This window comes from Acidithiobacillus sp. 'AMD consortium' (genome assembly GCF_008926505.1).
GTDB classification, from domain to species: domain Bacteria; phylum Pseudomonadota; class Gammaproteobacteria; order Acidithiobacillales; family Acidithiobacillaceae; genus Acidithiobacillus; species Acidithiobacillus ferridurans.
The window spans coordinates 2,752,981-2,766,133 of record NZ_CP044411.1; the positions used below are offsets into that span (position 1 = coordinate 2,752,981).

General features: G+C 61.8%; 15 protein-coding genes. 11 read left to right on the forward strand and 4 right to left on the reverse strand.

The annotated features are described in order from the left end of the window. Window positions 1–7 precede the first annotated feature (7 nt). The 4 genes from F6A13_RS14325 to F6A13_RS14340 are packed head-to-tail and all read right to left on the reverse strand — an operon-like array spanning window position 8 to window position 2,432. Complete coding sequence (locus tag F6A13_RS14325) at window positions 8–286, reverse strand: hypothetical protein (protein WP_113527471.1); 279 nt, start codon at window positions 284–286, stop codon at window positions 8–10. Between the two features lie 31 nt (window positions 287–317). Further along, complete coding sequence (locus F6A13_RS14330; RefSeq protein WP_113527470.1) at window positions 318–752, reverse strand: hypothetical protein; 435 nt, start codon at window positions 750–752, stop codon at window positions 318–320. Beyond that, entirely contained in the window at window positions 742–1,431 is a 690-nt protein-coding gene (gene murU, locus F6A13_RS14335; protein WP_126604498.1) for an N-acetylmuramate alpha-1-phosphate uridylyltransferase MurU, read from the reverse strand. The genes F6A13_RS14330 and murU overlap by 11 nt, the downstream gene beginning before the upstream one ends. Further along, a complete protein-coding gene (locus F6A13_RS14340) occupies window positions 1,404–2,432 on the reverse strand; it encodes an aminoglycoside phosphotransferase family protein (protein WP_126604499.1) in 1,029 nt (342 codons plus the stop codon). The genes murU and F6A13_RS14340 overlap by 28 nt, the downstream gene beginning before the upstream one ends. Before the next feature lie 107 nt (window positions 2,433–2,539). On the opposite strand from F6A13_RS14340, the gene F6A13_RS14345 reads away from it, so the two are divergent. Genes F6A13_RS14345 through hisH form a run of 11 tightly spaced genes read left to right on the forward strand, consistent with a single transcriptional unit; the run spans window position 2,540 to window position 13,147 of the window. Continuing rightward, window positions 2,540–4,645 (forward strand): LPS-assembly protein LptD, encoded by a 2,106-nt coding sequence (locus F6A13_RS14345; protein WP_225981862.1) that lies wholly within the window; start codon window positions 2,540–2,542, stop codon window positions 4,643–4,645. Beyond that, entirely contained in the window at window positions 4,645–6,078 is a 1,434-nt protein-coding gene (locus tag F6A13_RS14350; RefSeq protein ID WP_113527466.1) for a peptidylprolyl isomerase, read from the forward strand. The genes F6A13_RS14345 and F6A13_RS14350 overlap by 1 nt, the downstream gene beginning before the upstream one ends. Beyond that, complete coding sequence (locus F6A13_RS14355) at window positions 6,071–6,877, forward strand: ABC transporter permease (RefSeq protein ID WP_151528395.1); 807 nt, start codon at window positions 6,071–6,073, stop codon at window positions 6,875–6,877. The genes F6A13_RS14350 and F6A13_RS14355 overlap by 8 nt, the downstream gene beginning before the upstream one ends. 6 nt (window positions 6,878–6,883) lie before the next feature. Further along, entirely contained in the window at window positions 6,884–7,219 is a 336-nt protein-coding gene (locus tag F6A13_RS14360) for a BolA family protein (protein ID WP_126604500.1), read from the forward strand. Between the two features lie 32 nt (window positions 7,220–7,251). After that, on the forward strand, window positions 7,252–7,584 hold the full coding sequence (gene grxD, locus F6A13_RS14365; protein ID WP_113527463.1) for a Grx4 family monothiol glutaredoxin: 333 nt from the start codon (window positions 7,252–7,254) through the stop codon (window positions 7,582–7,584). Between the two features lie 9 nt (window positions 7,585–7,593). Beyond that, on the forward strand, window positions 7,594–8,865 hold the full coding sequence (murA, locus tag F6A13_RS14370; protein ID WP_113527462.1) for a UDP-N-acetylglucosamine 1-carboxyvinyltransferase: 1,272 nt from the start codon (window positions 7,594–7,596) through the stop codon (window positions 8,863–8,865). Continuing rightward, entirely contained in the window at window positions 8,862–9,509 is a 648-nt protein-coding gene (gene hisG, locus F6A13_RS14375) for an ATP phosphoribosyltransferase (RefSeq protein WP_113527461.1), read from the forward strand. Before murA ends, hisG begins: the two co-directional genes overlap by 4 nt. Beyond that, on the forward strand, window positions 9,506–10,807 hold the full coding sequence (gene hisD, locus F6A13_RS14380) for a histidinol dehydrogenase (protein ID WP_126604501.1): 1,302 nt from the start codon (window positions 9,506–9,508) through the stop codon (window positions 10,805–10,807). The genes hisG and hisD overlap by 4 nt, the downstream gene beginning before the upstream one ends. Beyond that, window positions 10,804–11,883: a histidinol-phosphate transaminase gene (gene hisC, locus F6A13_RS14385; RefSeq protein WP_113527459.1), complete on the forward strand. Its 1,080-nt coding sequence runs from the start codon at window positions 10,804–10,806 to the stop codon at window positions 11,881–11,883. Before hisD ends, hisC begins: the two co-directional genes overlap by 4 nt. Then, a complete protein-coding gene (gene hisB, locus F6A13_RS14390; protein ID WP_126604502.1) occupies window positions 11,880–12,479 on the forward strand; it encodes an imidazoleglycerol-phosphate dehydratase HisB in 600 nt (199 codons plus the stop codon). The genes hisC and hisB overlap by 4 nt, the downstream gene beginning before the upstream one ends. Beyond that, window positions 12,476–13,147, forward strand: coding sequence for an imidazole glycerol phosphate synthase subunit HisH (hisH, locus tag F6A13_RS14395; protein ID WP_113527457.1), 672 nt, complete (start codon window positions 12,476–12,478; stop codon window positions 13,145–13,147). Before hisB ends, hisH begins: the two co-directional genes overlap by 4 nt. Window positions 13,148–13,153 lie beyond the last annotated feature (6 nt).

Below are 13,153 nucleotides of genomic sequence, written 5' to 3' on the forward strand. Positions count from 1 at the left end.
GCAATCGTCAATCCACATGGGGCGGATCCTGGCTCTGGAGGGCTTCATAGACCGCATGGCAGTGAGGATGTGCCGCCATGACCCTGTCCACGTCTGCAAAAGAGCTGCCCTGCAGCAGTTTCCAGCATTTCTGGTTTTCGGCAGCCAACGCAGCAGGATGCCGGGCGTACCAGCCCGTACTGTCCTGGGGAGCGGCAGCGCCACCCACCTGGCCGCGCGCCCACCACAGAAGCAGGGCAAAGAGCGCAAGCGCACCGATAACTACTAACGCGTAAACAATCTTCATAAATATGCTGGCTAACCTGAATGAGGTTGGATCACACTTCTTCCTGATACTGCTGGTTCAATAACCGCACGAGCAGCTCTTCGCGAGCCACCATGTCCGCCATTACTGCAGCGCTCAAGGCCTCCCACACCGTCCGGAAGGCGGCAATATCTGCGCCATTACTGAACTGCCCCGCGATTTCGCTGACTTTTTCCAGGGACTCCCGAGTCTGCAGGCTGGTACTCAGGGCATTCTTGATCTGTTCGCGAGGATGCGGAATCCAGCTCCGGTCACTGCCGTACGAGCGCAGTCGTTCTCCGAATTCCAGCACTCGTTTACGCAGCTTGCCCGGCAAACCGATCTGGGTACTGCGCAGCTCCCCCCAGACCGCCAGATCCATGAGCAAACCCCACTCCCGGCGCCAGCGATGGCACAGCCCGGCATCCAGATGAACCGCAGCCTGCACTGCGTCCAGGTCAAAGTCCACTGGGGGCCTCTGCGCAATCACGCTCCGCTATCCGCAACCGCTCCGGCGTGCCGACATCCGTCCACTTGCCCTGATACAAACTCCCCTCCACCAGACCCGCTGCAATCCACCGCCGCAGCCAAGGCGCCAGAGAGGCCGGCTGCTCGGGAAACTCCCGAAACAGCTCTGGGTCGAGACGGGCGATACCCGCGTAAGTATGACGCTCTTCGCCCGCCAAAGCCACCACGCCGGCGGACAACGCAAAATCTCCCTGCGGGTGCTGGACCGGGTTGGGCACCAGCACCAGATGCGCACGCGCGGAAGAAGGCTGACAGAGACGGGTCCAGGGAAAGTCCGTGCAAATATCACCGTTCACCAGCAAAAAAGGCGCGTCCCCCAATAAAGGCAAGGCACGGACAATGGCACCCCCCGTGTCCAGACGGCACCCGCGCTCGTCGCTGTAATGGATCCGCAGCCCCTGCCAGTCCGCACCCAGAGCTTGCATGATGGCGTCGCCCAGATAACCGACGTTAATGATAACATCCTGAATGCCGGCCACAAGCAAGGACTCCAGGTGGCGCACGATGAGCGGTTTACCCGCAACTTCCAGCAGCGGCTTGGGGACATGATCGGTGAGAGGCCGGAGCCGCTCACCCCGACCCGCGGCCAGTATCATCGCACTGGTGACGGGGGCTGCCATGGGGCGAAAATCTCCTGATAAGACCGCAATTGTGGGTCGGCGTCCAAGGCATCCATGACATAGGCCCAGAATCGCGGCAGGAAATCGAGATAACCCGATTTCCCGTCGCGGTAAGCGAGGCGGCAGAAAATGCCGAGAATCTTCAGGTTGCGCTGGAGCGCCATGCGCCGGACACTGAGCAGAAAATCGGCCGGCGGTGGCAAGGCGGCGCCATGCCGACACATCGCCGCCAGAAAATCCAGTGACCAGGCATCCCGTCGCACCCGTCCCCAGTCCCAGTAGCGATCCCAGAGCAGGGAGGCCAGGTCGTATGTCCACGGCCCGCACACGGCATCCTGAAAATCGATCATGGCCAGCAACCCCGTGTCCTCCCGAACCATGAGATTGCGCGCGTGAAAATCCCGGTGGACCCAGACCTGTGGCTGCGCGGCTGCGCTCTCCCGCAACACGGCAAAAAGCGCCTGCAGAAAATCTGTCTGCGACCGCTCCAGAATCATGTCAAGATGCCTGCCCAGATACCAGTCCGTAAACAGGGTCGATTCGTCCTTCATACGGGCAGTCGAAAACGACGGCAGTGGGGGCAGCGCCACCCGTCCCTGCCCGGCCCGCTGCAAACGGAGAATCAGGGCCATCGCCCGCTGCATCCACAGGTCCGCATCCCCGCCCGCATCTAGCAGCGCCCTGAGATCGGTTTTGCCCAGATCCTCCAACAGGACAAAGCCAAGATCTGTCCGGGCGGCCAATACCCTGGGCACCGGTAGGTTCGCGCGGGAGAATCGATGCTGCACCCGCAAAAAAGGCAGGATATCTTCGGGTGGCGGGGCGTACATGAAGATCAGACCCCGCGGCAGACGCCAGTAACGCCGCCCGCTGGCGTCGCCGGGGATAGCACACGCGGACCCCGCCGCCCCCTGCCGGGCAAGCCAGTGTGCGGCGGCGGTGGGAAGGGTATCCCCGGTCACCGCGCGGTGAACATCCGATGCAAGGAAAGATTGCGACATAAAAGCATTCTGTGCGATTTTAAGCCCCTATGAAAAGAGCCCCGTACCATACCCAAAAATCCCGGCCCCACCCAAGGAGACGCCCCTGTCTACCGCCCGGCATGCGCATGGCGCTGCTGGGCGCCCTGCTGCTGCCAGGAATGGCCATGGCCGCAGCCGTGGAGAGCCCGGTCACGCTTTATGCGGATCAGGTGCAGGGGCTGGGTAGCGGCCATTGGACAGCCACCGGCCATGTCGAAGTGCTCTATGGCGATCGCCGGCTCTATGCCGATACCGTGCGCTATGACCAGACGCGCGATGAGATCACTGCTGACGGCCACGTGCGTATGATCAGTCCCGGTCTGGAAACCGACGCCCCCAAGGCCACGATTCACCTCCAGGCTAACGAGGGAGTGGTCGTCCATCCCCGCTATCTGCTCGAAGCACAGCAGGGTCACGGCCATGCCGAGAGCGGCAGGGAGTTGAGCAAAGACCACTATCAGCTCAACGAAGCCTGCTATACTACCTGCCATGGTCAAAAACCGGCTTGGCAGCTGCGGAGCAGTCAGATCAACCTGAACCAGAATGACAACTACGTCTCCACCCGCAACACCACCCTCGACGTCTTGGGACTGCCGGTATTCTGGATGCCCTACCTGAGTTTCCCGCTCAAGCGACACTCCGGATTCCTGGCCCCCAGCGTGGGCAGCTCTACCATCAATGGCTTTTATCTCGGCATCCCTTACTATTTCGATATCGCCCGCAACATGGATGACACGCTCACCGTCAACTATTTCACCAGGCGTGGCGTCATGCTGCAGAATGAATTCCGCTATCTGGAACCGAATTACAGCGGCAAGCTCTACCTGGATCTGCTCCCCTCCGATCAGTTGACCCACAGGAATGTCTGGGCGATCTCCTGGCAGCATAACCAGAATCTGGGCGACGGATTCAGCTTCAATGCCGATTACAACCGTGTCAGTTACAAAAATTTCCTTTCGGATTTTGGTGGCGCGGCAGGTTTCGGCAGCAGTTTCGTGGGCGGCATAGGCAACGCACCCTATATTTCCTCCTCGGGCGGACTCTACTACAACGACGCGCACATCAGCGCGGGCGCCACCCTACAAGGCTACCAGGAACTCGCGCCCGGCGGCGCTGCACCCTACTCCCAGCTCCCGCGTTTGTTTGCCGATGGCTATTGGCGCGTAGGACGCAATGGTTATTTCGACTGGCACAGCAGCTTCAATTATTTCTCGGCTTCTACGGGCCCCACAGGCCAACGCCTCGACCTCACCCCCACCCTTGGCTGGCGCTTCAGCCGTGGCTGGGGCTTCCTGGAACCACGGGCCCGGCTCTACTACAGTCACTATCAGATTCAGCACAATGCGCCCTACGCGCGCGCCGTCAACCGCACCCTGCCGGCGCTCAGCCTCAAGGGCGGCCTCAATTTTGTCCGTTACGGCAGCAACGGCAGTACGGCATTGCTGCAACCCCTGTTCAAATACACCTACATTCCCCTGCAGTCCCAGAGTAACATCCCCATTTTTGATGCCAGTCAGCCTTACCAGGACTTCCCGATGATTTTTGAGGATAACAGCCTCTACACCGGCGCCGACCGCATCAATGCCGCCAACCAGGTGGCGCTGGGACTACGCGGCACCTGGCTCACCCCCAGTGGCCGCCAGCTCTGGCAGGCCGCCGTCGGCCAGATCCGCTACTTCAACCATCGCCAGATCAACCTCGCCGGAGATATCGTCCCCCAGAATCAGCAGTCCAACTATTTTTTGGAGGGACAATACGCCCCCCTTCCAGACATCAACCTTATCGCCAGCTCCCAGACCAACGCCCTCTGGAACCAACTCGAGCGACTCAACCTGCGCGCCCAGTGGCTGCCCGGTCCGCAGCGCGTCATCAACCTCGACTATCGTTTCACCCGTGGTTTCGTGGATCAGACCGGCGTTTCCGGAGCCTGGCCCATCTATAAGCGCTGGCAGGCGCTCGCCAGTTATCAATACGATGTCACCGATCGCAAGCCTCTGGAGGAGCTCGTGGGGATCGGCTATGATGGCGGCTGCTGGGCGGCCCATATGATGGTTTATCATCAGATCCTTCTTGGCGGGCAGTCCAATAACGCGGTTTATCTGGAGATTGTGTTGCGTGGCCTGACCAGCCTCGGCAACGCCTCAAACGCTTTGCTCAGCCAGTATGTGCCGGGCGCCAGCATGGAGTTTTGATGTCCCTCAAACGCCGTCCTATTCTACTCGCCCTGGGTATCGCCCTGGGGGTCGCCCCGGTTCTGGCCTGGGCGGCCACGCCTTTTCTCAACCGCGACACGCTGCTGCCGACCACGCCCGCGATGGCGCCCCGCACGACAACCCATACCTATTCGGAACGCTCCGCGGAAGCACCGGCGGTGGCGCCGCTTCCCCAGAACACCCAGAATCTGGATAAGGTCGTTGCGGTGGTGAACGACAATATCATCACCTCCATGCAACTGGAGCAACGGATTGGCGCCGTACGGGCCCACCTGCAGACACAAGACCCCAACGCCATGCCCCCCGAAGACATCCTGCGCCGCCAGGTGCTGCAGCAGATGATCCTCCAGGACATCGAACTACAGATTGCGCACCGCGCCGGGCTCAAGGTGGACAAGGCCACGCTGGATCAGGCCATCAGCAACCTCGCCCAGGCCAACCACCTCACCCCTGACCAGTTACGCCAGGCGCTGACCAACCAGGGACAGTCGTGGGAGCACTTCACCCATGACCTCGAGGATCGCATTCTTGTAGATCGCCTCATGCAGCAGGAAGTGGAGAACCGGGTTCACATCGGACCCGATGAGGTGAAAACCTTCGCGCAACAGCTCAAGGAAATGGGTGGCGTGAGTTTCGACCTGCAGCAGATATTCATCCCCTTGCCGGACAACCCGACGCCGGACGCCGTCAGCGCGGTGCGGCGCGATGCCGAACAGGCGCGCGATCGCGTGCTGGCCGGGGAGAGATTTGGGCGCATTGCCACACAGGTCAGCAGCGGCCACGATGCCCTGCAAGGCGGCCGCCTCGGCTGGATAAAGGCGGGCGAGCTGCCTCCGGCAGTGGCCCAGACACTCCTCCAGTTGAAGGTGGGCGAAATCAGTCCCGTCATCCCCGGACCCACCGGCTTTCATATTTTCAAGTTGCTGGACGTCAAACACGGTCAGCCGACGGTCACCGAGGTCAAGACCGCCATGATCGTCCTACGTGCCGGCAACAGCCTGCAATTGCAGGAAGCCGAGGCGCGCGCTCAGGATATCCAGCAGGCATTGCAAAGCGGTAGCCGCTTCTCTGAACTCGCGCGTAGCTATAGCCAGGATCCGCGCACCGCCGCCAATGGCGGCGAAATGGGCTGGGTCGCTCCCGGGCAGTTGCCGGACAGTCTTGAACGCACCCTGCTCACCCTGCAACCCGGCGGCGTCAGCAGCCCCATCCGCGAAGGGAATGCGATTTATATTCTGCACTCCCAGGCTCAGCGCCAGCAGGCGGTTGAAGAGAAACAGATCATGGCGGCCGCGCGTATGCAACTCTACAACCGCATCGTCCACGAGCGCATGGACGAGTGGCAGCGCCGCATCCGCGACGGTGCCTACGTCGAGATACTCGAGCCCGGCCTACGCAGCAGCGATGCCTGAGCCTTTCGGCAAATTACAGCCGGCGGTGACGGGCTGCGCCCACTTCGCGCCGACCTGGACCCTGTTTTATAAGGAATCGTTGCGCTTCATCAAGGTCTGGCTGCAAACCATTGCCGCGCCCCTGATTACCACCGTCCTCTATCTGGTGGTTTTCGGGCACGCCCTGGGCGGTCGTGTTTCCGTCTATCCGGGGGTCAGCTACACGGCGTTCATCGTCCCCGGCCTGATGATGATGTCGGTCCTGCAAAATGCCTTCGCCAACAGTTCTTCCAGCCTGATCCAGTCCAAGGTGACGGGCAATATCGTTTTTCTGCTGCTCAGTCCGCTCAGCCCCACCGAGATTTTCGTGGCCATGGTTGCCGCATCGGTGCTGCGGGGGGCATTGGTGGGTCTGGCTATTTTGGCCCTGGCGTTGATCTTCCTGCACATCCCATTGCTGCACCCCTTGTGGGTCATCCTGTTTACTCTCCTGGGCGCTAGCGGTATGGGCGCGCTGGGTCTGGTCGCCGGGCTCTGGGCAGAAAAATTTGATCAGATTGCCGGTTTTCAGAATTTTGTCATCATGCCGCTGACCTTTCTCGCCGGGGTGTTTTACTCGGTACAGTCCCTGCCCGGCGCATGGCGGCAGCTATCCCTGTTCAACCCGTTTTTTTATATCATCGACGGGTTTCGCTATGGTTTTTTTGCAGATTCCGACGTGAGCGTCTGGGCCTGCCTGGGCGTCAGCATCGCCTTCGCGGGCGGGGCCGGTCTCCTTGCCTGGCACCTGCTGGCGCGTGGTTACAAATTGCGCCAGTAGGCGCCCTTGAAAGCTGTCCGCCCTGCGCGACGTGGCCGGGGAAGTGACCACATCACACGGCGGCTTTTTTACGTTACACTACACCTCATGAACCCCGATACGATCAAATCACTCATTCAGCAGCGGCTTCCCGATGCGCTTGTCGAAGTTCTGGGAGAGGACGGCACGCACTTCGAGGCGCTGATCGTTTCCCCGGCTTTTGTCGGGCTTTCCCTCATCAAACGGCATCAAATGGTTTATGATGCGCTGGGCGACCGTATGCGCGAAGAAATTCACGCCCTCTCGCTGCGCACCCTGACTCCCGAGCAGGCACAACAGATCCGTCACCCGGCAGTCCATTAGCCGCACTTCCCCCTAATTCAGCGAGGATAACCATGGCAACGATTCAGGAACTTATTCAGGAACAGGTCCAGAAACACCCGATAGTGCTTTACATGAAGGGCAACCCGCGAGCACCGCAATGCGGTTTCTCGGCCCGTGCCGTGCAACTGCTGCAGCAGTCAGGTGTCAAGGAGCTCTTTACGGTGGACGTGCTGGCCGACCCGCAGATTCGCGACGGCATCAAGCAGTATTCCAACTGGCCGACCATTCCCCAGCTCTACATCCAGGGTGAGTTTGTCGGTGGCTCGGACATCATGTCCGATCTCTATCAGCAGGGTGAATTGCAGAAACTGGTCGGCAGCGCCCAAGCTGCCAGCGCGAGCTGATTCTGCCCCATGGATAAGCTGCTGCTGCGTGGCAATGGTCCCCTGCGTGGTGAGTTGCGGATTTCCGGGGCCAAAAACGCGGCCTTGCCCTGCCTCGCTGCCACCCTGCTGGCGCGCGAGCCGGTGCGGTTGTGCAATATTCCGCATCTGCGGGACATCACCACGACCCTGGAGTTGTTGAGCACGCTCGGTGCGAGGGTGCTGGTGGACAGCCAGCTCGGGATTGAAGTCGATCCACGCCCGGTACATTCGGTCGTCGCGCCTTACGAACTGGTGAAGACCATGCGGGCCTCGATACTGGTGCTTGGGCCATTGCTGGCCCGCCACGGATCGGCAGAAGTGAGCCTGCCCGGTGGCTGCGCCATCGGCAGCCGCCCGGTGGGTGTCCATCTCAGCGGCCTGCAGGCGTTGGGTGCCGAAATCACCGTAGAGGATGGTTTCGTTAAAGCGCAGGCAGTACGCCTGCGCGGCGCCCGCATCGTTATGGAGATGGTCTCCGTCACCGGTACGGAAAACCTGCTCATGGCGGCCACCCTCGCCGAGGGACACACCATCCTGGAAAATGCCGCCCGCGAACCGGAAATCGTCGATCTCGCCCGTTGTCTGTCAGCCATGGGCGCGCGCATTTCCGGGGCGGGAACGTCGGTCATCGAGATCGAGGGAGTGGCAGAGCTGCATGGCGCGGAACACAGCATTGTGCCCGACCGCATCGAGACCGGTACGTACCTGGTGGCTGCGGCCATGACTGGCGGCGACGTCTGCCTCAAGCGCACCGACGCGGGCCTGCTGGAGAGCGTCCTCCTCAAACTGAAGGAAGCGGGGGCCGAAGTCACGACCGGGGCAGACACGATCCGCATCCGCATGAAACGACGGCCACAGGCAGTGGATGTCCGCACCGCGCCCTTTCCGGCCTTCCCCACGGACATGCAGGCGCAGTTCATGGCGATGAACTGCATTGCCGAAGGGAGCAGCGTCGTCACCGAAACCATCTTCGAGAATCGCTTCATGCACGTCTCCGAGTTGCAGCGGCTGGGCGCCGACATCAATGCCGATGGCAAAACCGCCGTAGTGCGGGGAGTACAGCGTTTGCGCGGCGCCCCCGTAATGGCAACCGATTTGCGGGCATCGGCGTCGCTGGTCCTGGCCGGGCTGGTGGCGGAGGGCGAAACCCTCATCGACCGCATCTATCATCTGGATCGTGGCTACGAGGTCATCGAAGAGAAGCTCAGCGCCCTCGGCGCAGATATCCGCCGGATCAGCAGCACCAGGAGTGTCGCATGAGTACAGGCATTACCATCGCACTGTCCAAGGGACGGATTCTGCAGGAAGCCATTCCCCTCTTTGCGGGCGCCGGCATCCATCTGGCGGAAGATCCTGAAGAATCCCGCAAGCTGATCATCCCCAGCACCGATCCCGCCGTGCGCTTTCTGGTGATCCGCGCCAGCGATGTGCCCACCTACGTGACCTGGGGCGCTGCCGACGTGGGTATCGCCGGTAAGGATGTGCTGCTGGAGCAGGAGGGCCTGGACCTTTACGAACCCCTGGACCTGCGCATAGGAATCTGCCACATGGCGGTGGCCGAACCAGCCGCAATAGCCGCCAATGACGCGCCGCAAAGCTGGGAGCGGGTGCGCATCGCCACCAAATATCCGCACATCACCCGCCATTATTTCCACAGTCGCGGCGTGCAGACGGAAATCATCAAGCTGTACGGCAGCATGGAACTGGCCCCTCTGGTCGGATTGGCGGATCGTATCGTAGACCTGGTATCCAGCGGCCGGACGCTCAAGGAAAACGGGCTGGTGGAAGTGGAAGAAATCATGCCTATTTCCAGCCGTCTGGTGGTCAATCGCGCCGCCATGAAACTCAAACGCCGCGCTATCGAAACCCTCATCCGCCAACTGGAGGCGCAAGTCACGCCATGAACCGTCTGGATACCAGCGACCCTGATTTTGCCCAACAGTTTCACGCGCTGCATGATTGGGATGCCAATCTCGATCCGCAGATCGAGGTGCGGGTACGAGATATCGTCGCCGCCGTCCGCGATCGGGGCGATGCGGCGCTGCGCGAGTACACCGAGCGCTTTGATGGGGTGACGACAGCTTCCGCCGCTGATCTGGAAATCCCCCGCAGCGCCTGGGATGCGGCGCTCCACGGTCTGGAGCCCACCCAGCGGGCCGCTCTGGAAGAGGCGGCGCAACGTATCCGCAGTTACCACGAGCACCAGCGCAGTGAAGGCTGGACCTTTACCGAGGCCGACGGCACGGTGCTCGGACAGCGCATCCTGCCTCTGGCCCGGGTGGGGATTTACGTACCCGGCGGCAAGGCGGCTTATCCCAGCTCCGTGCTGATGAATGCCATTCCCGCACACGTGGCGGGCGTGAAGGAAATCATCATGACCGTACCCACCCCGCAGGGGCAGGTGAATCCCTGGGTGCTGGCCGCAGCCGCCATTGCCGGGGTGGACCGGGTGTTCTGTATCGGCGGCGCGCAGGCAGTGGCGGCGCTGGCCTACGGTACGGAGAGCGTCCCCGCGGTAGACAAGATCGTCGGCCCCGGCAATATCTATGTGGCTACCGCCAAGCGCATGGTCTTTGGCCGGGTAGGCATCGATATGATTGCCGGACCCAGCGAAATTCTCGTGATCAGCGATGGCTCGGCACCGGCGGAATGGTTGGCCTGGGACCTGCTCTCACAGGCGGAGCATGATGAGATTGCCCAGAGTATTTTCATCAGTTGGGACAACGCCCACATCGAGTCGGTGGTGAACGCGGTGGATGCCGCCTTCGATAGGCTCGACCGCGCACCCATCGCCCGCAAGAGCTGGGCAGATCGAGGGGCGGTGATTCGTGTGCGGGACCGTGCCGAGGCCTGCGCCATTGCCGACCGTATCGCGCCGGAACATCTGGAACTAGCCGTGCAGAATCCCGAAGACTGGCTGGCGGACATTCACAATGCCGGGGCCATCTTCATGGGCATCCACAGTTGTGAGGCCCTCGGCGACTATGTGGCCGGCCCCAACCATGTGCTGCCCACGGGCGGCAGCGCACGCTTTTCCTCGCCCCTCGGCGTCTATGATTTCGTCAAGCGGAGCAGCCTCATTCACAGCAGCCCCGCCGGCGCCGCGCGACTGGGGCAGATCGCCGAACGTCTCGCCCTGGGCGAAGGCCTGACCGCCCATGCCCGTTCAGCAGCCTGCCGCATCCCCAAGGCCGGATCATGAGCGACGGCGCTACGACCGCCCTGATGCAGGGCCTGCTGCGCCCGGAGTTGCTGGCCAGCAAGGCCTATGCGGTGGCAGACGGTGAGGGGCTCATCAAGCTGGATGCCATGGAGAACCCCTATGGCTTACCGGCGGCCTTGCGTGAGCAATGGCTGGAGAGTCTGGCCGACGCACCCCTCAATCGCTATCCCGACGCACACCCGACCCTCCTCATGGAGGGGCTCAAGGCCCACATCGGCCTGCCTGCCGGAATAGAACTCATGCTCGGTAACGGCTCCGATGAGCTGATCCAGATTCTGGTGACCGCGGTAGCGGGCAGCCGGCGCCCCATCATGGCGGTAGACCCCAGTTTCGTCATGTACCGGTTGTTGGCGCAGCAGCTTGGTCTGCCTTTTGTGGGCATTCCCCTGGATGCGGACTTCCAGCTCGACCTTCCGGCCATGCTGGCGGCCATCGCCGCGCAACAACCCGCCGTCATTTTTCTCGACTGGCCCAACAATCCCAGTGGCAGCCTTTTCCCCGAGACCGATCTGGAAGCCATTGTCGCTGCAGCGCCGGGCCTGGTGGTGGTGGATGAGGCCTATCACGCCTTCAGTCAGAGGACCTTTGCCGACCACCTGGGACGCACTCCCAACCTCCTCTTGCTGCGCACCATGTCCAAGGAAGGTCTGGCGGGGATGCGGCTGGGGATGCTGGCGGGGCCCGCCGCGTGGATTCAGGAACTGGACAAGCTGCGTCTGCCTTACAATATCAATGTACTCACCCAGCGCAGCGCGTCCTTCTACCTGCGTCACACCGAAGTGCTGAATGCCCAGGCCGAAATTCTGCGTGTCGAGAGGGAGCGGCTCTTCCAGGCCATCAGTGCCTGCGGTCTTTCGGTCTGGCCCAGCGCCGCCAATTTCCTGCTCTTTCATGCCCCGGGGCAGGCAGCGGTGCTGTTCTCAGGCCTGCGCGCGGGTGGAGTGCTCATTAAAGCCTTTACAGGCCACCCCCGCCTCGGCGAATATCTACGGGTCAGTGTCGGCACACCCGCTGAAAATGACCGCTTTCTGGCCGTACTGGAGTCCTTACTGTGAATCCGCGCCAAGCCGAGGTAGAAAGAAACACCCTCGAAACCCAGATCCGTGTCACCCTGAATCTCGATGGTTCCGGGCAGGCCGACCTGCACACCGGATTACCCTTTCTTGACCACATGATCCACCAGATCGTCCGTCATGGTCTTTTCGACATGCACATTCAGGCTCAGGGCGATCTCGATATCGACGCTCACCACACGGTGGAAGATATCGGCATCACCCTCGGTCAGGCCTTTGCCCGCGCCGTGGGGGACAAGGCCGGCATCCAGCGCTATGGCCATGCCTACGCGCCCCTTGACGAGGCGTTGTCGCGGGTGGTGGTAGACCTTTCCGGTCGTCCCGGACTGATCTTCGCAGTCGCATTCCCTCGCGCCCAGGTCGGGGACTTTGATGTGGATCTCTTTCATGAGTTTTTCCAGGGCTTCGTCAACCATGCTCAGGTAACCCTGCATCTGGATACCCTGCGCGGCAGCAATACCCACCACATCGCCGAGACCCTCTTCAAGGCCTGTGGACGTGCCCTGCGCATGGCGGTCGCCCCTGACCCGCGCATGGCGGGCGCCGTGCCCAGCACCAAAGGCACCCTGACCCTATGAGTGCAGTGGCGACACGCGTCGGTATCGTCGACTACGGCATGGGCAACCTCTACTCGGTGGCCAAGGCCGTAGAGCATCTGGGGGGCAAGGCGATCGTCAGCGGCCGGAGCAGCGAACTGGCCGCCACGGACCGTATCATCTTCCCGGGCGTCGGCGCCTTCGGTGACTGCATGGCGGCGCTGGAGGCGCGGGAGCTCAGCGACTTCATCCGCAGCGCGGCGCGGACCCGGCCATTTCTCGGCATCTGCCTCGGGATGCAGATGCTCATGGACAGCAGTACGGAGCATGGCGAGCATGCCGGACTCGGTCTGCTACCGGGGCGGGTGATTGCTTTCCCGGAAGAGGCTCTGCGAACGGCCGACGGCCGACGCCTGAAGATCCCACACATGGGCTGGAATGAACTGCAGCAACAGATGGAACACCCGCTGTTTGCCGGCGTTCCCCAGAACGCCTGGTTTTATTTCGTCCACTCCTTCTATGTGGAGCCCTCTGCCCCCGGCATACTTGCGGCCTCCAGCGATTATGTCCTTCCTTTCTGTGCGGCGGTCGCTGCGGATAACCTTTTCGCCCTGCAATGCCATCCAGAAAAGAGTGGCATGGCGGGTCTGCGCCTGATCGGGAATTTTCTCGACTGGGATGGCGATCGCGGAGCCGACCATGCCGTTTAAACCCGT

Bases quoted from the DNA above. Each gene is read 5' to 3' on its own strand.
- F6A13_RS14345 (WP_225981862.1), top strand. From the start codon at position 2,540: ATGGCGCTGCTGGGCGCCCTGCTGCTGCCAGGAATGGCCATGGCCGCA.
- hisD (WP_126604501.1), top strand. From the start codon at position 9,506: ATGAACCGTCTGGATACCAGCGACCCTGATTTTGCCCAACAGTTTCAC.
- hisH (WP_113527457.1), top strand. From the start codon at position 12,476: ATGAGTGCAGTGGCGACACGCGTCGGTATCGTCGACTACGGCATGGGC.
- F6A13_RS14340 (WP_126604499.1), bottom strand. From the start codon at position 2,432: ATGTCGCAATCTTTCCTTGCATCGGATGTTCACCGCGCGGTGACCGGG.
- hisG (WP_113527461.1), top strand. From the start codon at position 8,862: ATGAGTACAGGCATTACCATCGCACTGTCCAAGGGACGGATTCTGCAG.
- hisC (WP_113527459.1), top strand. From the start codon at position 10,804: ATGAGCGACGGCGCTACGACCGCCCTGATGCAGGGCCTGCTGCGCCCG.
- F6A13_RS14350 (WP_113527466.1), top strand. From the start codon at position 4,645: ATGTCCCTCAAACGCCGTCCTATTCTACTCGCCCTGGGTATCGCCCTG.
- murA (WP_113527462.1), top strand. From the start codon at position 7,594: ATGGATAAGCTGCTGCTGCGTGGCAATGGTCCCCTGCGTGGTGAGTTG.
- F6A13_RS14355 (WP_151528395.1), top strand. From the start codon at position 6,071: ATGCCTGAGCCTTTCGGCAAATTACAGCCGGCGGTGACGGGCTGCGCC.
- grxD (WP_113527463.1), top strand. From the start codon at position 7,252: ATGGCAACGATTCAGGAACTTATTCAGGAACAGGTCCAGAAACACCCG.
- murU (WP_126604498.1), bottom strand. From the start codon at position 1,431: ATGGCAGCCCCCGTCACCAGTGCGATGATACTGGCCGCGGGTCGGGGT.
- F6A13_RS14325 (WP_113527471.1), bottom strand. From the start codon at position 286: ATGAAGATTGTTTACGCGTTAGTAGTTATCGGTGCGCTTGCGCTCTTT.